19 protein-coding genes and 1 riboswitch are annotated in these 17,657 nt (G+C 74.2%); of the genes, 13 read left to right on the forward strand and 6 right to left on the reverse strand.

All coding sequences use genetic code 11. The features are described from left to right. Positions 1-56 precede the first annotated feature (56 nt). From O7604_RS21730 to O7604_RS21780, 11 genes are all read left to right on the forward strand, one after another. Positions 57-329: a hypothetical protein gene (locus O7604_RS21730; RefSeq protein ID WP_269705595.1), complete on the forward strand. Its 273-nt coding sequence runs from the start codon at positions 57-59 to the stop codon at positions 327-329. 91 nt (positions 330-420) lie between these two features. Next, complete coding sequence (locus tag O7604_RS21735) at positions 421-1,398, forward strand: zinc-binding alcohol dehydrogenase (RefSeq protein ID WP_281577578.1); 978 nt, start codon at positions 421-423, stop codon at positions 1,396-1,398. 2 nt (positions 1,399-1,400) lie between these two features. Continuing rightward, entirely contained in the window at positions 1,401-1,799 is a 399-nt protein-coding gene (locus O7604_RS21740; protein ID WP_269705597.1) for a 6-carboxytetrahydropterin synthase, read from the forward strand. A 4-nt stretch (positions 1,800-1,803) separates the two neighbouring features. Continuing rightward, a complete protein-coding gene (locus O7604_RS21745) occupies positions 1,804-2,841 on the forward strand; it encodes a glycosyltransferase family 4 protein (RefSeq protein WP_281577579.1) in 1,038 nt (345 codons plus the stop codon). Next, entirely contained in the window at positions 2,838-3,647 is an 810-nt protein-coding gene (locus O7604_RS21750; RefSeq protein WP_281577580.1) for a class I SAM-dependent methyltransferase, read from the forward strand. The genes O7604_RS21745 and O7604_RS21750 overlap by 4 nt, the downstream gene beginning before the upstream one ends. Positions 3,648-3,764: 117 nt before the next feature. After that, positions 3,765-4,700 (forward strand): lysylphosphatidylglycerol synthase transmembrane domain-containing protein, encoded by a 936-nt coding sequence (locus O7604_RS21755; protein WP_269707075.1) that lies wholly within the window; start codon positions 3,765-3,767, stop codon positions 4,698-4,700. A 69-nt stretch (positions 4,701-4,769) separates the two neighbouring features. Further along, positions 4,770-5,399, forward strand: coding sequence for a GTP cyclohydrolase II (ribA, locus tag O7604_RS21760; protein ID WP_269705600.1), 630 nt, complete (start codon positions 4,770-4,772; stop codon positions 5,397-5,399). Beyond that, a complete protein-coding gene (locus O7604_RS21765) occupies positions 5,396-6,085 on the forward strand; it encodes a RibD family protein (protein WP_269705601.1) in 690 nt (229 codons plus the stop codon). The genes ribA and O7604_RS21765 overlap by 4 nt, the downstream gene beginning before the upstream one ends. Before the next feature lie 104 nt (positions 6,086-6,189). Continuing rightward, positions 6,190-7,869, forward strand: coding sequence for an extracellular solute-binding protein (locus tag O7604_RS21770; RefSeq protein ID WP_269705602.1), 1,680 nt, complete (start codon positions 6,190-6,192; stop codon positions 7,867-7,869). Next, on the forward strand, positions 7,866-8,891 hold the full coding sequence (locus tag O7604_RS21775) for an ABC transporter permease subunit (protein WP_269705603.1): 1,026 nt from the start codon (positions 7,866-7,868) through the stop codon (positions 8,889-8,891). The genes O7604_RS21770 and O7604_RS21775 overlap by 4 nt, the downstream gene beginning before the upstream one ends. After that, positions 8,888-9,808 (forward strand): carbohydrate ABC transporter permease, encoded by a 921-nt coding sequence (locus O7604_RS21780; RefSeq protein WP_281577581.1) that lies wholly within the window; start codon positions 8,888-8,890, stop codon positions 9,806-9,808. Before O7604_RS21775 ends, O7604_RS21780 begins: the two co-directional genes overlap by 4 nt. A gap of 13 nt (positions 9,809-9,821) precedes the next feature. Here the strand turns inward: O7604_RS21780 and O7604_RS21785 are convergent, their stop codons facing one another. From O7604_RS21785 to O7604_RS21800, 4 genes are all read right to left on the reverse strand, one after another. Further along, positions 9,822-10,562 carry an amino acid ABC transporter ATP-binding protein gene (locus tag O7604_RS21785; protein ID WP_281577582.1) on the reverse strand — a complete coding sequence of 247 codons (741 nt, stop codon included), beginning with the start codon at positions 10,560-10,562 and terminating at the stop codon, positions 9,822-9,824. Further along, on the reverse strand, positions 10,559-11,335 hold the full coding sequence (locus tag O7604_RS21790) for an amino acid ABC transporter permease (protein WP_281577583.1): 777 nt from the start codon (positions 11,333-11,335) through the stop codon (positions 10,559-10,561). The genes O7604_RS21785 and O7604_RS21790 overlap by 4 nt, the downstream gene beginning before the upstream one ends. A 38-nt stretch (positions 11,336-11,373) precedes the next feature. Then, positions 11,374-12,228, reverse strand: a complete 855-nt coding sequence (locus O7604_RS21795) for an ABC transporter substrate-binding protein (protein WP_281577584.1) — start codon at positions 12,226-12,228, stop codon at positions 11,374-11,376. 108 nt (positions 12,229-12,336) lie between these two features. Further along, on the reverse strand, positions 12,337-12,462 hold the full coding sequence (locus O7604_RS21800) for a hypothetical protein (RefSeq protein WP_013286752.1): 126 nt from the start codon (positions 12,460-12,462) through the stop codon (positions 12,337-12,339). Positions 12,463-12,495: 33 nt separating this feature from the next. Beyond that, positions 12,496-12,606: riboswitch (SAM riboswitch) on the reverse strand. 128 nt (positions 12,607-12,734) lie between these two features. Here O7604_RS21800 and O7604_RS21805 point away from each other — a divergent pair. Continuing rightward, positions 12,735-13,187 (forward strand): hypothetical protein, encoded by a 453-nt coding sequence (locus O7604_RS21805; protein ID WP_281577585.1) that lies wholly within the window; start codon positions 12,735-12,737, stop codon positions 13,185-13,187. 1 nt (position 13,188) lies between these two features. Here O7604_RS21805 and O7604_RS21810 read toward each other — a convergent pair whose 3' ends face one another. Both O7604_RS21810 and O7604_RS21815 read right to left on the reverse strand, forming a co-directional pair. Then, positions 13,189-15,714, reverse strand: a complete 2,526-nt coding sequence (locus O7604_RS21810; protein WP_281577586.1) for a DUF6493 family protein — start codon at positions 15,712-15,714, stop codon at positions 13,189-13,191. Next, positions 15,711-17,045: an SWIM zinc finger family protein gene (locus tag O7604_RS21815; protein WP_281577587.1), complete on the reverse strand. Its 1,335-nt coding sequence runs from the start codon at positions 17,043-17,045 to the stop codon at positions 15,711-15,713. Before O7604_RS21815 ends, O7604_RS21810 begins: the two co-directional genes overlap by 4 nt. Positions 17,046-17,104: 59 nt before the next feature. Here O7604_RS21815 and O7604_RS21820 point away from each other — a divergent pair, with 59 nt between their 5' ends. Next, positions 17,105-17,647, forward strand: coding sequence for a GNAT family protein (locus O7604_RS21820; protein ID WP_269705615.1), 543 nt, complete (start codon positions 17,105-17,107; stop codon positions 17,645-17,647). Positions 17,648-17,657 lie beyond the last annotated feature (10 nt).

Raw genomic sequence — 17,657 nt, forward strand, 5'->3', positions numbered from 1 at the left:
TTGATCTGCGCTCAACCGGTCACTGGGACGGTAGCGACGACGCAAAGGGGGACACGGTGCCCGACACGATCCGCAACAGGTCCAGTCTGGACGCCGACCTGCCACGGGGAGTCACCGACCCGTTGCTCTGGCGGGCCGCGTACGACGTTGCCGTCGCCCACCGGCCCGACGAGTCCGGCCGGTGCGAGAGCCTGCTGTGTGACGGTCGGGTCGCGCCGTGTGACGCGCTGACCGCCGCCCACCGGGCCATGGAACTGGCCGGGGACCGGCACGCCGACCGGGCCGAGCCGGAGACCTGGCGTACGGAGCAGCGCCGGCGCGCCGCCTGAGCATCGGGTCGCGGGCGGTTCGAACCGTGGACGCCCCGCTTCCGTGTTTATGATCGACAACTCGGTCGGAATGCGGGGAAGAGGAGAGTTCGTGACGGTCGACGCCCACGCGTTCTGGCTCCGCGCCCCCGGCGAGGGCGAGATCCGGCCGGTCCGGCTCGCCCCGCCCGGCCCGGGTGAGGTGCTGGTCCGCACCCGTTTCTCCGGCGTCAGCCGCGGCACCGAGACGCTGGTGTTCACCGGTCGAGTCCCGGCCGACCAGCACGCCGCGATGCGGGCGCCGTTCCAGGAAGGCGACTTCCCGGCGCCGGTCAAGTACGGCTACCTCAGCGTCGGCACGGTCGAGGCCGGCGACGAGCGGCTGCTCGGCCGTACCGTCTTCTGCCTGTACCCGCACCAGAGCGCGTACGTGGTCCCGGCCGACGCCGTGACCGTCGTGCCGGACGCCGTGCCGGCGCAGCGCGCGGTGCTGGCCGGCACCGTGGAGACCGCGGTCAACGCGCTCTGGGACGCCGCGCCGCTGGTCGGCGACCGGGTCACGGTGATCGGCGGCGGGATGGTCGGCTGCGCGGTCACCGCGCTGCTGGCCCGCTTCCCCGGCGTACGCGTGGAACTGGTCGACGCCGACCCGGCCCGGGCCGAGGTGGCCGCCGCGCTCGGCGCCGACTTCGCCGTGCCCGCCGACGCGAGCGGCGAGCGTGACCTGGTGGTGCACGCCAGCGCCACCTCCGACGGACTGCAACGCGGCCTGGAGCTGCTGCGCCCGGAGGGCACCGTGCTGGAGCTGAGCTGGTACGGCGACCGGCCGGTCACGCTGGCGCTGGGCGGCGCGTTCCACTCCCGACGGCTGGGCATCCGCAGCAGCCAGGTCGGCACCGTGTCGCCCCGGCGGGCCGACCGCAGTTACGCCGACCGGCTCGCGCTGGCCCTGGACCTGCTGGCCGACCCGGCGTTCGACGCGCTGCTCACCGGCCGGTCCCGTTTCGACGACCTGCCCGACGTGCTGGACCGGCTCGCCTCGGGCGAGCTGCCGGCGCTGTGTCATCTCATCACCTACGGCGAGGAGTGAACGTGTTCAGCGTGACCGTCCGGGACCACATGATGGTCGCCCACAGTTTCCGCGGCGAGGTGTTCGGTCCGGCGCAGCGGCTGCACGGGGCGACGTTCGTCGTCGACGCCACGTTCCGCCGCGCCGAGCTGGACGACGACGGCATCGTGGTCGACATCGGGCTGGCCACCGAGCAGCTCAAGACCGTGCTCGCCGAGCTGAACTACCGCAACCTGGACGACGAGCCGGCCTTCGCCGGGGTGAACACCACCACCGAGGTGCTGGCGCGGACGATCGCCGACCGGCTCGCCGACGCGGTGGCGGCGGGCCGGCTGGGGGAGGGCGCGCGGGGCCTGGCCGGGATCACCGTCACGCTGCACGAGTCGCACATCGCCTGGGCGAGCTACGAGCGGTCGCTCTGACCGGATGACAGTCGTCCACGTGGTGCTGCCGGGCGACATCGACGACCCGGCGAACCCCAGCGGCGGCAACGCCTACGACCGCCAGGTGTGCCGGGGCCTGGCCGCGCGTGGCTGGACGGTACGCGAGCACCAGGTGCCGGGCGGCTGGCCGCACCCGGGGGCAGGGGAACGCGCCGACCTGGCCGGACTGCTCGGGGGGCTGCCCGACGGCGTGCCGGTGCTGCTCGACGGCCTGGTCGCCTCGACCGTCCCGGACGTGCTCGCCCCGCACGCGGCGCGGCTGCGCCTGGTGATCCTGGTGCACCTGCCGATCGAGGGCGAGACGGAGGCGCGGGCGCTGGCGGCGGCCGCCGCCGTGGTCGCCACGAGCGAGTGGACCCGGGACCGGCTGCTCGACCGCTACCGGCTGCGCCCGCAACGGGTGACTGTCGCCCCGCCCGGCGTCACCCCGGCGCCCGTCGCCTCCGGCACGCCCGGCGGGGGACGGCTGCTCTGCGTCGCCGCCGTCACCGCGGTCAAGGGCCACGACGTGCTCGCCGCCGCGCTCGCCGAGGTGGCGGACCTGGACTGGACGTGCGACTGGGTGGGCCCGCCGGACCGGGACCGGGCGTTCGCCGACCGGCTGCGCGGGCGGCTCGCCGCGACCGGGCTGGCCGGCCGGGTCCGGCTGACCGGGCCACGCACCGGCGATGACCTGGCCGCCACGTACGCCGCCGCCGATCTGCTGGTTGCGCCCTCCCGGCGGGAGACGTACGGGATGGTGGTCACCGAGGCGCTGGCCCGGGGCGTACCGGTGCTGGCGAGCGACACCGGCGGCCTGCCGGACACGCTCGGGCACGCCCCCGGCGGCGACCGGCCCGGTCTGCTGGTGCCGCCGGGCGACCCGGGCGCGACCGCCGCGGCGCTGCGCCGCTGGCTCACCGACCCGGGCCTGCGGGACCGGCTGCGCCGCGCCGCCCGGCAGCGGCGGCACACCCTCACCGGCTGGCCGGTCACAGTGGACCGGCTGGCGACGGCGCTGAAGGAGGCGACAGCGGCATGACCACCTCACTCCCGCCCGGCTTCGCGGACTGGCTGCGACTGCGCGAACCCGCCGACGCGGCGGCCCGCAGCGCCGAGCTGGCCGACGCGGTCCGCGACCGGCTGCCCACCGGGCGGCCGATCGTCGTGCACGACCTGGGCAGCGGCACCGGCTCGATGGCCCGCTGGCTGGCCCCCCGGCTGCCCGGCCCGCAGCACTGGGTGCTGCACGAACGCGACGCGGACCTGCTGGCGCTGGCCCGGGCCGGACGGCTCACCGCCGCCGACGGCGCCGAGGTCACGGTGACCACCCGCGGCTCCGACGTCACCCGGCTGACCCCCGCCGACCTGGCCGACGCCCACCTGGTCACCGCGTCCGCGCTGCTGGACATGCTCACCGCCGACGAGGTGGAGCGGATGGTGGCGGCCTGCGCCTGCCACCCGACGCTGTTCGCGCTCACCGTGACCGGGCGGACCGAGTTCACCCCGCCGGACCCGCTGGACGCCGAGCTGACCGCCGCGTTCAACGCCCACCAGCGCCGCACCGTCGACGGCCGGACGTTGCTCGGCCCGGACGCGGTGGACGTCGCGGTGGCCGCGTTCCGCCGCCACGGCGTCGAGACGCTGGTGCGATCCACCCCCTGGCGGCTCGGGCCCGAGCAGGCCGAGCTGGCCGCCGAGTGGCTCACCGGCTGGGTCGACGCCGCCGTCGAGGAACGACCGCATCTGTCCGGGCCCGCCGGGACGTATCAGAAGTGGCGGCTCGCCGAGGCCGCCGCCGGCCGGCTCGGCGTGGTGCTGCACCACGCCGACCTGCTCGCCGGCTGAACCGTACCGGCTGCCGGCACGTGACAACCGGTGAGAGCCAGGGAGGACCGTTTGTCACACGTCGCCGTAGCCGGACCCGTACCCGCAGTCACGCCCGCGCCGCCGCGCCGGACCCGGGTGGGCCGCGCCTGGACGGGCCGTGCCTGGGTACGACCGCTGCTCGGGCTCGCGGTGCTCGCCGTGCTCGTCGCCTCGGTGGGCACCGGCCCGTTCCTGGCCGGGCTGCGGCTGATCGACGCGCCGGCGCTGGCCGCCGCGCTCGGCATCGGAGTCATCACCACCGTCTGCTGCGCCTGGCGCTGGTCGCTCGTCGCCGGCGGTCTGGGCGTACGGCTGCCGATGCGCGCCGCGGTGGCGCACTGCTACCGGGCGGTCTTCCTCAATTCGACGCTCCCCGGCGGCGTGCTCGGCGACGTGCACCGGGCGGTACGGCACGGCCGCGACGCCGGGGACGTCGCCCGCGGCGTCCGGGCGGTGGTGTGGGAGCGCACCGCCGGGCAGGTGGTGCAGGTGGTCATCGCGGTGGCGCTGCTGGCCGCGTTCCCGTCGCCGGTGCGCCGGTACCTGCCGGCGCTGGCGGCCGGACTCGCCGTGATCGCGCTGGCGCTGGTGCTGGCCGCCCGCGCGGTGCCCCGCTCCGGGGCGTCCCGGTTCGCCCGGGCGGCCCGCACCGCGCTGACCGACGTGCGCTCCGGAGTGCTGGGCCGCCGGACCTGGGCCGGAGTGGTGATCGCCTCGACAGTGGTGTTCGCCGGTCACCTGGCCACGTTCGTGGTGGCCGCCCGCACGGCCGGCGCGGACGCCCCGTTGTCGCACCTGCTGCCGCTGACGCTGCTCGCGCTGCTGGCCATGGCGGTGCCGCTGAACGTGGGCGGGTTCGGGCCGCGCGAGGGGGTGGCCGCGTGGGCGTTCGCCTCGGCCGGGCTGACCGCCGCGCAGGGTGTGGCGACCGGCACTGTGTACGGCGCGCTGGTGCTGGTGGCCAGCCTGCCCGGCGCCGCGGTGCTGCTCGCACGGCGGCTGCCCCGGCGCGAGCCCGGCAACTGTCGGTGATCCCGCCTACGGTGGGGGAGCGAGGTGTGCGTCGCCGGGTCCGCCCGGCGACCGGACGACAGGAGAACCATGGACGAAACCCTGCCCACCGCGACGGTCCGGACCCGCGTGACGGTTCCGCTGCGGTTCCCCGACGGGTACGTGACCACGGCCCGCGTGCACACCTTCCACGGTCTCGTCGACGGTCGCGAGCACCTGGCGTTCGGGCTCGGTGAGCACGCCGACGCCGACCCGCCGCTGGTCCGCCCGCACTCCGAGTGCCTCACCGGGGACGTGTTCGGCAGTCAGCGCTGCGACTGCGGACCGCAGTTGCGCGAGGCGGTCGAGCGGATCGCCGAGTCGGGTGGCTACCTGCTCTACCTGCGGCAGGAGGGGCGTGGCATCGGCCTGTACGCCAAGCTCGACGCGTACGCCCTGCAGGACGGCGGCCTCGACACGTACGAGGCGAACCTGGCGCTCGGGCGCGGCGCGGACGAGCGCGACTACACGGTGGCCGCGCAGATGCTCGGCGCGCTGGGCGTGGACGAGGTGGCCCTGCTCAGCAACAACCCGGACAAGGCGGCCCAGCTCGAACGGCTGGGCGTGACGGTGGCCGACCGGGTGTCCACCGGCGTGCACCTGTCGCCGGCGAACGCCGGCTACCTGGCGGCCAAGGTGACCCGCGCCGACCACGCCCTCGACCTGCCGTTCGTGCCGTGACCACCCGTCCGTACGTGCTGCTCAGCTGCGCGATGTCGATCGACGGCTACATCGACGACGCGACCACCGATCGGCTGCTGCTGTCGAACGACGACGACCTGGACCGGGTGGACGCGATCCGGGCCGGGTGCGACGCGATCATGGTGGGCGCGGCCACTGTGCGCCGCGACGACCCCCGCCTGCTGGTGCGCAGCGAGCGCCGCCGCGCCGAGCGGGTGGCGCGCGGCCTGCCCCCGTCGCCGGTGAAGGTGACTGTCACCGGCAGCGGCGACCTCGATCCGGAGGCCCGGTTCTTCACCATGGGTGACGGGCTCAAGCTGGTGTACTGCCCGAGCGGGGTGGTGGACAAGGCCCGTGAGCAGGTCGGCGCCGTGTCGACTGTGGTCGACGCGGGGGATCCGGCCACCCCGGAGGCGGTGGTGGCCGACCTGGCCGGGCGCGGGGTGACGCGCCTGATGGTGGAGGGCGGCGGCTCGATGCACCGCCAGTTCCTCACGGCCGGCCTGGCCGACGAGTTGCACCTGGTGGTCGCGCCGTTCTTCGTGGGGGACGGGCGGGCGCCGCGCTTCGTCGGGGACGGCCGCTTCCCGTGGCACCCGGGCCGTCGGGCCCGGGTGGTCGAGGTACGCCAGATCGGCGACGTGGTCCTCACCCGCTACGCGCTGTCCGACCGCTGCCCGGCCTGACCCGTCCCGCCCGGTCCGCTCTTGTGCAAGCTCACGCTCGTGATTAGTTTGTTGACCATCCATACGAACTAATCCACTGCGCTTCCCTTCCCGAAGGGGGACCGATGACCGCGCACCACCCCGACCCGGGCTCCTCCCGCCGCCGCTTCCTCGGGCTGGTCGGCCTCGGCGTGGCCGCCACCACCACCGGCCCGCTGCTCGCCGGCTGCTCGGAAAAACCGGCCGGCTCCGGCGCCGCCCAGAACCTCGACGCCGTCTCCGGCCTGCTGCCCACCCGCAAGGACCTGCCCGGCGGCATCACGCCCGACATCACGGGTACGCGCCCGGTGCCCGACGGCTACACCCGCTACCCGGCGAATCTGATCGACGCCGTCACCGACAAGCCCGGCACCAGTGGTAAGCAGGTCACCGCCATGACCCCCGCCTGGGGCCCGGCGCCGCCCGGCGCCGCGCAGAGCGCCTACCTCCAGGCCGTGAACGCCGAGCTGGGCACGCCCGTCAACTTCACCATCCAGGACGGCAACACCTACGCCGACAAGCTCAACGCGATGCTCGGCGCGCGGGACGTACCGGACCTGCTGTGCGTACCGGGGTGGGAGGTGGAGAAGATCCCGCGCTTCGCCGAGGCGATCAAGGTGCTCTTCGAGGACCTGACCGACCACCTGAAGGGCGACGCCGCAGCCGCGTACCCGATGCTGGCGAGCTTCCCCACCGGGGCCTGGCGGCGGGCGGTGTGGAACGAGCGGATCATGTCCGTGCCCAACCCCACGGACGGGCCGTTCCCGTGGGCGCTGTTCACCCGCAAGGACGTGCTCGACGCCCGCGGCCTGGGCGTGCCGGCGAACCTGGACGACCTGCTCGCCGCGGCCAAGCAGGTCACCGACCCGGCGCGCAAGGTGTGGGCGTTCAACGACGTGTTCGCCATGATCCAGATGTTCCACAAGGTGCCGGGCCACAAGGGCGGATGGCGGGTCACGTCCGACGGCACGCCCGAGTTCAAGTACGAGACCCCGGAGTTCCGCCGCGCGCTTGAGGTCATGGCCAAGATCTACGCGGACGGCCTGGTCCACCCGGACATCGTGGCCAGCAAGGGCGCGGACGCCAAGCAGCTGTTCGCCAAGAACGGCGCGATCGTGTTCCTCCAGGACGGCGTCGGTTTCTGGCAGGGCGCCCAGGCCGAGCACCAGAAGACCAACCCCAAGCTGAACATCCAGCCGGTGCCGGTCTTCTCCGCCACCGGCGGCGACCCGCTGGTCTGGGGCGACGACGAGCCGATCTCCTACACGTTCGTCAAGAAGGGCCTCGGCAAGGACCGGGTCCAGGAGCTGCTGCGGATCATCAACTGGTGCTCCGCGCCGCTGGGCAGCCAGGAGGCGCAGCTGCGGGACTTCGGCGTCGCGGGCAAGCACCACACCCCGTCGCCGAACGGGCCGGTCAAGACCGACCTGGCGTTCAAGGAGATCGCCAACCAGTACTTCTTCATCAGCGGCCGCAACCCCACCATCGGGCCGTTCCCCGACACCCCGCGCTTCGTGCCGGACGTGCTCGCGTACTCCAACGAGATGGTCAAGCACATGGAGCCCAACCCGTGGGCCGGGGTGAAGCTGGAGATGCCCGCCGCCTACAAGGCCAACCAGGTGCCCACCGAGGACAAGTTCACCGACGTGCTGCGCGGCCGCCGACCGCTGAGCGACGTGGACGCCATCGTCAAGGAGTGGAAGGCCGCCGGCGGCGAGGAGGCCCGGAAGCTGCTCGCCGACGCGCTGCCCAAGGCGGGCCGATGAGCGAGCCGGCCGTCCTGGCCGGGCCCGAACAGGCCCGGCCGGACGCGCCGGCCCCACCGGGCCGCCCGCCCCGCCGTCGCCCGTCCCGCCGCCGGGTGCCGCTGCGCACCCGGCTGTGCCGGGACTGGCAACTGCTCGCCATGGTGGCGCCCGGCTTCGGAATCCTGCTGATCTTCAGCTACCTGCCGATCGCCGGCAACGTGATCGCGTTCCAGGACTACAACCCCTACCTCGGCGACAACCCCTGGCAGGCGTTCCTGCACAGCGACTGGATCGGCTTCGGGCAGTTCCAGCTGCTGTTCTCCGACCCGGCGTTCTGGGACGCGTTCCGCAACACGCTGGCGATCACCGCGTTCCAGCTCGTGTTCTTCTTCCCGCTGCCGATCCTGCTGGCCATCGCGCTGCACAACCTGCTGTCCAGCCGGCTGCGCGGACTGATCCAGACGATCGTCTACCTGCCGCACTTCTTCAGCTGGGTGCTGGTGGTGACGTTCTTCGTCGCGATGCTCGGCGGCGCCGGGCTGCTCGCCCAGAGCATGCGCGAGGCCGGGATGCAGCCGTGGAACGTGATGACCAACCCGGACACGTTCATCGTCCTGGTCACCGTCGAGGCGGTGTGGAAGGACGTCGGCTGGGGCACCATCGTCTTCCTGGCCGCGCTGTCCACCATCGACCAGAACCTCTACGAGGCCGCCGCCGCCGACGGCGCCGGCCGATGGCGGCGACTGTGGCACATCACGCTGCCCGGCCTGCGCCCGGTGATCGTGCTGCTGCTCATCCTGCGGCTGGGCGACGCGCTCTCGGTCGGCTTCGAGCAGTTCCTGCTGCAACGCGACGCCGTCGGCCGGCAGGCCGCCGAGGTGCTCGACACCTTCGTCTACCACTTCTCCATCGCCACCGGGAACTACGGCTACGGCGCGGCGGCCGGACTGTTCAAGGCCGTCATCGGGCTGGTTCTCATCCTGGCCGCCAACCGGGTGGCGCACATGCTCGGCGAACGAGGGATCTACTCGAAGTCATGACCACGCTCATCCGCCGGGCCGCCGGCGACCGATCCCGCCGGCCGGTGTGGCAGGAACCGCCCACCCCGCTCGGGCAGGGGCTCAAGGCCGTGATGCTCACCGTGCTGGTCGCGGGCGTGCTGTTCCCGCTCTGGGTGATCCTGGTGACCAGCCTCTCCTCCCGGGAGACCATCGCCCGGGCCGGCGGGCTGGTGGTCGTGCCCCGGGGCATCGACACGTCCGCCTACGAGACGATCTTCGCCGGTGGCGCTGTCACCCGGGCGCTGTGGATCAGCACGCTGGTCACCGTCTTCGGCACCGCCATCGCGCTCACGGTCACCGTGCTCGCCGCGTACGGGCTGTCCCGCCCCGGTTCGCTGGGACACCGCTGGCTGCTCGCGTACTTCCTGATCCCGTTCCTGGTCTACCCGCCGCTGGTGCCGCGCTACCTGGTGGTCACCGGGCTGGGGCTGAAGGACACCATCTGGGCGCTGGTCCTGCCACCGGCGATCAGCGTGTTCAACCTGGTCGTGGTGCGCGGGTTCTTCCAGGGCATCCCGTCGGAACTGCTGGACAGCGCCCGCATCGACGGCGCGAGCGACTTCCGTACGCTCGCGCGCATCGTGCTGCCGCTGTCCCGCGCGGTCATCGCCGTGGTCGGCCTGTTCTACGCGGTCAGCTACTGGAACGTCTGGTTCGACGCGTTGCTGTTCATCGACCGCAACGACATGTACCCGATCCAGCGGGTGCTGCAGAGCTACCTGCTGGCCGGGCAGGCCCCGCACACCTCCGGCGGCAGCAGCGGGGTGACCATGCCGCCGACCGAGGCGGTCAAGATGGCGGTGGTGGTGCTGACCGTCGCGCCGATCGTCGCCATCTATCCCTTCATCCAGCGGCACTTCGTCAAGGGCGTGCTGATCGGTGCGGTGAAGGGCTGAGGCCGCGGGTCTGTCAGAGCACCTGGGACAGGAAGCGCCGCAGCCGTGGGTGCTCGGGCGCCTCGAACACCGCCTCCGGTGGCCCGGCCTCCAGCACCACGCCCGCGTCCATGAACGCCACCGTGTCGGCGACGCTGCGCGCGAACCCCATCTCGTGGGTCACCACGACCATCGTCATGCCGGCGGCGGCCAGGTCCGCCATCACCGCGAGCACGCCCTTGACCAGTTCCGGGTCCAGCGCGCTGGTCGCCTCGTCGAACAGCATCACCTGCGGGCGCAGCGCGAGCGCCCGCGCGATGGCGACGCGCTGCTGCTGGCCGCCGGAGAGCTGCGCCGGCCGCGCGTCCGCCTTGCCGGCCAGGCCCACCAGGTCGAGCTGGGCGCGGGCCAGCGCCACCGCCTCGTCCTCGCTCAGCTTCTTGAGCTTGCGCAGCGCCAGCGTGATGTTGCGCAGCACGCTCAGGTGCGGGAACAGGTTGAACTGCTGGAACACCATGCCGATGCGCTGACGCAGGGCGTCCGGGTCGTCGCGCAGCACGCTGCGCCCGTCCAGCAGCACGTCACCCCGGTCCGGCTCGATCAGCCGGTTGATGGTGCGCAGCAGCGTCGACTTGCCGGAGCCGGACGGGCCGATGACGCAGGCCGCCCGGCCCCGGGCCACGTCCAGGTCCGCGCCGCGCAGCACCCGGTGCGCGCCGAAGGCCAGGTGCACGTCGCGGACGGCCAGGCTGACCGAGGTCGTGGTGGTGGTCATCGCGGGTCCTTTCCGGACGGCGTGAGGTCGATCGGCTCGGCATCCGGCTCCGGCTCGGGCGGCGCGGCCGGGCGGCCCTGCCGCAGGCGCCGGTCCAGCCAGTTCACCGCGTGGGTCAGCGGCACGGTCAGCACCAGGTAGAACAACCCGGCCAGCAGCAGCGCGGACTGGTTACCGGTGTTGGCCGCGTAGTCCTGCCCGATCCGGAACAGCTCCCGCTGGCTGGCCAGCAGGCCGAGGAAGTAGACCAGGCTGGAGTCCTTGATCAGCGCGATGAGCTGGTTGACCCACGCGGGCAGCACCCGGCGTACGCCCTGCGGGATGATCACAAGGCGCATCGCCTCGCCCCAGGAGAAGCCGAGCGCCCGCGCGCCCTCCAGCTGGGCGGCCTCCACGCTCAGGATGCCGGCCCGGAAGATCTCACCGAGGTAGGCGGCGGCGATCAGCGACAGCGCCAGCACGCCCAGCGGGTACGGGTTCGGGCCCCACACCTGCATGCCGAGCGGTGCCAGGCCCACGCCGATCAGGAGGATGGTCGCCGCGGCCGGCAGGCCGCGGAACACGTCGGTGTAGACCCGCGCCGGCCACCGCAACCATCGGGTACGCGAGATGCCGGCGACGGCCAGCAGCATGCCCAGCACCGAGCCGAGCAGGGCGGCGGAGACCGCCAGGGTGAGCGTGTTGGGCAGCCCGACGGTGAGCATCTCGGGCAGCGCCTCGCGCATCGAGTCCCAGTCGAAGAACGTCTCCCACAGCGTGCTCAGTGGATCCATGTCCGCTCCGTCCGCCCCGCTCGTGCTCGGTTACCGGTTCAGGAAGCCGCCGACGGCGACGGCACGGCCACCGAGCCGCTGCCCGGCTTGAAGTCGGCCGGGATCGGCCGCCCCGGGTAGTACTCGGCCTGCAGACGGCTCCACGTGCCGTCGGCGATCACCTCGTCCAGGCCCTTGTTCAGCGCCTCGCGCAGCTTGTCGTCGCCCTTCGCCACCGCGTACGCGGTCGGGGTGGGGCTGAGCTGCTTCGCCGCGACCTTGATCTTGCCGTTGCTGTCGGCGGCGGACTTGTCGCCGATCTCGGCCGGGGCGATCCAGGCGTCGGCGGTGCCGGCCTTGAGCTGGTTGATCGCGCTGTTGTAGTCCGGCACCCGCACCGGGTCGAGGTTCTGCTTGGTGGCGTAGTCGTCCTGCACGGTGCCCTGGACGACCACCACCCGCTTGCCGGCGAGCTGGTCGAAACCGGTGAGCGTGGAGCCGGCGGGCACGTCCAGGCCGAAGTAGCCGAAGTCGTAGCCGTTGCCGAAGTCGACAGTCTTCTTCCGCGCCTCGGTGATCGTGATCGAGGAGCTGCCCACGTCGAACTTGCCGCTGTTGACCTGGGCGAGCAGGCCGGAGAAGTCGGTGCCGACGAACTCCACCTTCAGGCCGATCTTGTCGGCCACGGCACGCAGCAGCTCGTTGTCGAAGCCGGTGAACTTGCCGTCCTTCAGGAAGACGTTCGGCGGCGCGTCGGTGAGCGTGCCGGCGCGGATCACGCCGGGCTGGAGCAGGCCGTACGGGTTGTCGGCCGCGTCGGTGTCGTCGCTGCCGCAGGCGGTGAGCGCGGTGGCGGCGAGCAGGGCGGCCGCGCCGACGGCGGCGGCACGGGTCAGAACGGTACGGAAACGCACGATGTCTCTCCAGAGTGGATGGACGCGCGGAGGTGCGCGTCGACGCCGGCCCGCCGGGCAGACGGCCGGGCCGGAGAAGGGTGGATCGGAAAAGGAGGTGGCGTTCGCTCAGCGCGCGAGGCGACAGGCGTCGCTGCACACCCGCATCAGGTCGACGTGGCGGCGCTTGACCAGCGCGAAGCGGGCCGGGTACGCGGCGACGTCGCCGGAGGGGGTGGAGGGTGGTGCGGACATCGGTCTCCCTGGTCTGTTGCTGACCTGGGTGCCAGGCCACGCTTGCACCGGCGGCTGCCGGTGCCTGGTCTTCACCCGGGGCACCCCACCGCGGAGGAGGGTTGCCGGCCAGCGAGCCGGGGCTTCGCGCTGGCGCTCATGACCTGCCCAGAAGGCTAGCAGCACCGCCGTGGCGGCCGTCCAGTCGTTATGACCACCCTCACGTGGCACCCGCACCGGCGGGCCGGGACGCCTGCCGCGCGGGTGCGGCCGGTGAGCCGCAGAATGGGCGGATGACCGACCGGCGGGTGACAGTCGACGACCTCGGCGCCTGGTTGATCAAGGGCAACGCGGACGCGGTGGACCTGGCGGCCCGTTTCGCCGCCGACCCGCGCGTCACCGGCTGGTGCGTCCGCCCCGGCTACCGGGTACGCCTGATGCGCACCGGTCAGCCGGTCGTGTTCTGGGCCAGCGGCAGCAGGGGCCGGGCGCCGTACGGCGTCTGGGGCGTCGGCCGGATCGCCGCTGCTCCCGAGCCCGGGGCACCGGGGGAGGCGTGGACCGCACCGCTGGACCTGACGATCCTGGACGAGCCGCTGCGGGTACGCCGCGAGGTGCTGCGCGCCGACCCGCGGCTGGCCGGCGCGGAGGTGCTCCGGCAGCCGCAGGCGGCGAACCCGTCCTACCTGACCGTGGCGCAGTTCGAGGCGCTGCGCGGCTACCTGCCCCGCGACGGCGGCGGCTGACTCAGGTGGCCAGGACGGCGGCGAGCCGCCGGGCCTCGGCGACGAGTCGGCTGCCCCCGCCCCGCGCCACCACGTCGGCCAGTCCGGGCACGTCGATCCGGACGCCGGTCGCGGTCGCCGCCTCCGCCGCCACCGCCAGCAGGTCCGGCGTGCCCCGGGACGGCGTCGGCGCGGTCAGCAACGGCGGCAACGCCGCGGCGAGCAGCCGCCACACGCTCAGCCGGGCACCCGCCGCCAGCGCGTCGCGCAGCGGCGTGACGGCCCGGGTGAGGATCACCTGTCCCTGCGCCCCCATGTCGCCCAGATGCCCGCCGACCCCTGGTGCGTCCAGGTCACCGGCGGACGCCAGGAGCAGCAGCGCGTCGAGCGCGGCGACCCGGTCCGCCTCGTGCCGGGCGCACAGCCCGTACGCCACGGCCAGGTCCAGCGCGGGCCCGCCCGCACCTGTGCACTCGGCGAGCGCCAGCAGGACCGGCCCACGCCCGGCGTAATCCTCCTGTGCGGCCATCGCCAGCTCGGGGAGGACATGGGCGGCGACCACGCCCCGGTGCCCGGGCAGGACGGCCGGCCACAGGTCGTCGGTGCCGAAGGTGCGGGTGCCGATCGCCGGGGGCGTCAGGGTGATCAGGCCGAACCGGTCGTCCACGTCGGCCGACGGGGTGAGCGCGACCAGCCGGCGCCGTTCCGGCAGCGAGTCGTAGCTCCAGTCGTACGCGCGGGACCGTTCCCGCCGGCCCACCGTCACCACCTCCTGCGCCGGCACCGGCACGATCTCGCCGCGCAGCCAGGCCGCCAGCTCGATCCCGACGGTCGTGCCGAGCGCCTCCGCGCGCGCCGCCAGCGGCTCGTCGACGTCCGCCGGCAGCCGCAGGAACGCCTGTGCGCAGTCCCACTGCCAGTACGGCCGGTCGCCGAGCGCGGCCAGCCGCTCGTAGAGCACCACCGGTTCGATCGCTCCGGTGGCCGAGGTGGGCGCGGACAACAGCCCGGGATCGTCGTGACCGTCCAGCCGTTGCCCGGCCTCGGCCAGGCGCAACCGGTAGAGCCATCTCGGCGCGGGACGCCCCGACGCCGCCTGGGCGGACCGGGACGTCGCCAGCACCGAGGCCCAGTGGTCCCGGCGGCGGGTGGCGTCACCGACCCCGGCGGCGGCCAGCAGCAGCCCGTTCATCTGCGCCGCCGGGAGGAACCGGGTCCAGGTTTCGTGGTACTCGGTCACCTGCCCCCGGCGCAGCACCGGCCCCAGCGCTGCCGCGACCCGGTCGCGCTCGCGGGTGCCCAGCCGCACCAGGCCGTCCATGACCCGTTCGAGAACGGCTGGTGGCCACTGCCCGCGCAGGGCCGCGGCGACCTCCTCCACCAGCTCGTCCACGTCGTCGATCGGCGGCGGCGCGGCCGCGGCCGGCAGGGGCGGTGGCAGGTCGTCGCGGGCCTCGACCACAGTGGCCACGGCCGCCGGCCGGTGACCGTGCCGCGCGGCCAGCGTCAGCGCGCGCTCGCGCAGGGCGGCGTCCGGGTGGTCGGCCGCCACGGCGAGCACGGCGCCGATCTCCGGGGCCAGGTCCGGGTGCTGCCGGGCCAGCCGGTCGAGCCAGGACACCTGCGCCCGGACCAGCGCCTTCTCCGGCCGGGCCAGGACCGTCCGGGCGGCCTCGCACAGCGCCTCCGGCTCGGCGGCGTCGCCTGCCTCCTGCAGCGCCCGCTGGGCGGTGCGGGCCACCGGCCCGGGACCGTCGGTGAGCAGCCGCAGATAGGCGTTCGACCGCACCGCCACCTCGTCCGGGGTCGGCGCGAGCAGATCGTGCAGGGCCAGGAACGGCCGCAGTGCGCCCGGCCGGTCGCCGCGAAGCAGCCGGCCGAGCACGCCGTTGAGCAGGGCCGCGCGGTCGAGCCGGCCCTCCGCCGCCAACGCCACCAGCGCCCGGGGCACCGCATTCGAGTCCGTGCCCGCGCCGTCGCCGCGGGCAAGTTCGGTGCCCACACCGTCCACCTCGAACAGGCGCGGCAGCAGCGCGTCGAGGAACGGGTCCGCGCGGAGCCGGTCCACGGTCGGCAGGCGCGTCCCGCGCGGGACCGGCCAGCCCTGCGCGGCGGCCCAGCCGCGTACGAAGTCGTCACCGGTCGGCGGCGGCGCCTTCTCCGCCAGCAGGAGACCGGCGACGAACCGCCAGCCCGCGAGCATCCGGTCCCGGGGAAGCCGGTCGGCCAGCTGGTACGCCACGTCCGCCAGCCAGGTCACCCCGCGTTCCCGGGCGACGTCGACCACCGGCGCGGCGTCGACGCCGCTCAGCCAGACCGAGCGGCGGCCGAGCAGCGCGGCCACCTTCGTCTGCGTGCTCAGCGTCCCCACCGCTGCGACCGCCAGCGTCGCCGCCTCGCCCTGCCACCACCAGGCGTCCCGCCGGCGGCGCACCTCGGCGACCAACTCGTCGCCGAGCACCCGCCGGGCCGGCTCGTCCAACCCGGCCAGAGCCGACCGGACCTCCGACATCCTGCCGCTCACCACCGCTTCGACGAAGCCGCTCACGACAGCGCCTCCACCGGCGCCGCGACCATAGACACGGCCAGCGCGTGCCGGCACGGCCCCCGCTGCCCGCGGTGCCGGGCCCACCAGCGGCACGTGCAGGAGTACGCGCCGTCCGGGTGGCGGCGTACCCGGTAGACCTCGGCGTCGGTGCGTACCGTCGCGTCCTCGCCGTCCCGCTCGACCGCGCCGCGCTCGACCAGCGCCCGCGCGCCGACCAGCCGCGGGTTGTCCCGCTCCGCGCGGCCCGCGTCGTAGGGCATCACCCGGTGGAAGTACGCCCCGTCCGCCACGTCGTACCCGACCCGCCCGGCGGTCCCCAACTGGGCGAGCGCGGCACGGACCCGCTCGTCGGGCAGCGCCGCGGCGTCGGCCAGCGCGGCCACGTCGATCGTCGGATCCCAGTTGAGCAGCGCGCCGACCAGCTCCGCGTCGTCGACCACGTCGTCGCCCGCGAGCGCCGCCAGGGCCGCGCCTTCGCCCGAGAACCCCCGGTACGGCTCGGGGGAGAGCGTCAGCGACACCCGCAGCGCCCCGGTTTCCAGCTCCCACGTGCTCGGCACGGCGGGCGAACCGGCGCGCACCGCCGGGCCGTACACCCGCAGGGAGCGCGCGTGGCGCAGCACGCCGCGCAGCGCCGCGAGCCGGCCCGCGCCGGCCAGGCAGACCGCGCCCGGCACCGGGCGGGAGGTCAGCCGCAGCGTACGCCCGGCGGGCACCGCCCACAGCACGCTCCGGTCGTTCGCGGCGGGCAGCCGGCGCAGGAACGCCGCCGCCTCCGCCGCCGTGATCTCGGCGCGCGGCTCGAAGCCGGCGGTGAGCACGTGCACCTCGGCGAAGCCGCGCAGCCAGCGGCCGGGCAGCGGCACCTTCCGCTCGACCACCGAGCCGTCCATGGTGGAGACCGTCAGGTCGTCCGGGCCGACCGCCACGTGCAGCGGCTCGATGCCGCCCACCCGGGCCAGCGCCTCCCGCAGCGGCGGGTTCACGTCCACGTTCGTGGTGCCGTGGCCGCTGATCTCCCCGTCCAGCCCGGCGGGCAGGACGTCCATCCGCGCGTACACCCCGCAGCAGCCGGAGAACGACTCGAACCGCAGGCGGCCGCGACTGCCGGTCACCACCGGGTCCAGGCTGGCCGGGTTGACCGGCTGGTGGTAGCGGGTGCGGGCCACCTCGGCGACGGCGAGCAGCCCGGCCGCCGCGGCGGCCGGGGCGGTGAGGAACCCGGCGAAGAAGCGCGGGTTGGCCGCCGGGCCGCCGCAGGTCTGCAGATCGAGACCGGTGGCGCGCAGCGCGGACGGCTGAAGGTATCGGTACGTCTGGACGGCGTTCACGGCGCAGACCGTAGAGCGACCGACCGACAAAACCGCGACGGCCCTGCTAGCGTCCTCGGATGTTCGCCCACGCCCTCACCGACGACGCGGAGCTGCGTCCACTGTCGCCCTGGCACGCCGACGAGTTCCTGGCCAACCTCGACCGCTGCCGCGACCACATCGCACCCTGGGTCGGCGCGTCCTTCGTCGCCACCGACGCCGCGTCGGCCCGCAAGGTCCTCCAGGCGTACGCCGACAGGTGGGCCCGCGACGACGGCGGCATCTGGGGCATCTGGCAGCGCGGCACGCTCGTCGGCGGCGTGCTGTTCGTGTCGCTGAGCACCGATCGCGGCGTGTGCGAGGCCGGTTGCTGGCTGGAACCGGGTGCCGAGGGGCAGGGGCTGGTCACCCGCGCGGCCCGTTACGTCATCGACTGGGCGGTGCGGGAGCGCGGCATCCACCGCGTCGAGTGGATCACGAAGGCGGGTAACGAGCGCAGTGTCGCCGTCGCACGGCGGCTCGGCATGCGCCGCGACGGCGTCATGCGCGGGGCCGCGCCGACGCCCGACGGCCGCGCCGACCTGGAGGTCTGGTCCGTTCTGGCGCCGGAGTGGACGGCCTGACCGCCGAAAT

It is taken from the genome of Micromonospora sp. WMMA1947 (genome assembly GCF_027497355.1).
Lineage (GTDB): Bacteria > Actinomycetota > Actinomycetes > Mycobacteriales > Micromonosporaceae > Micromonospora.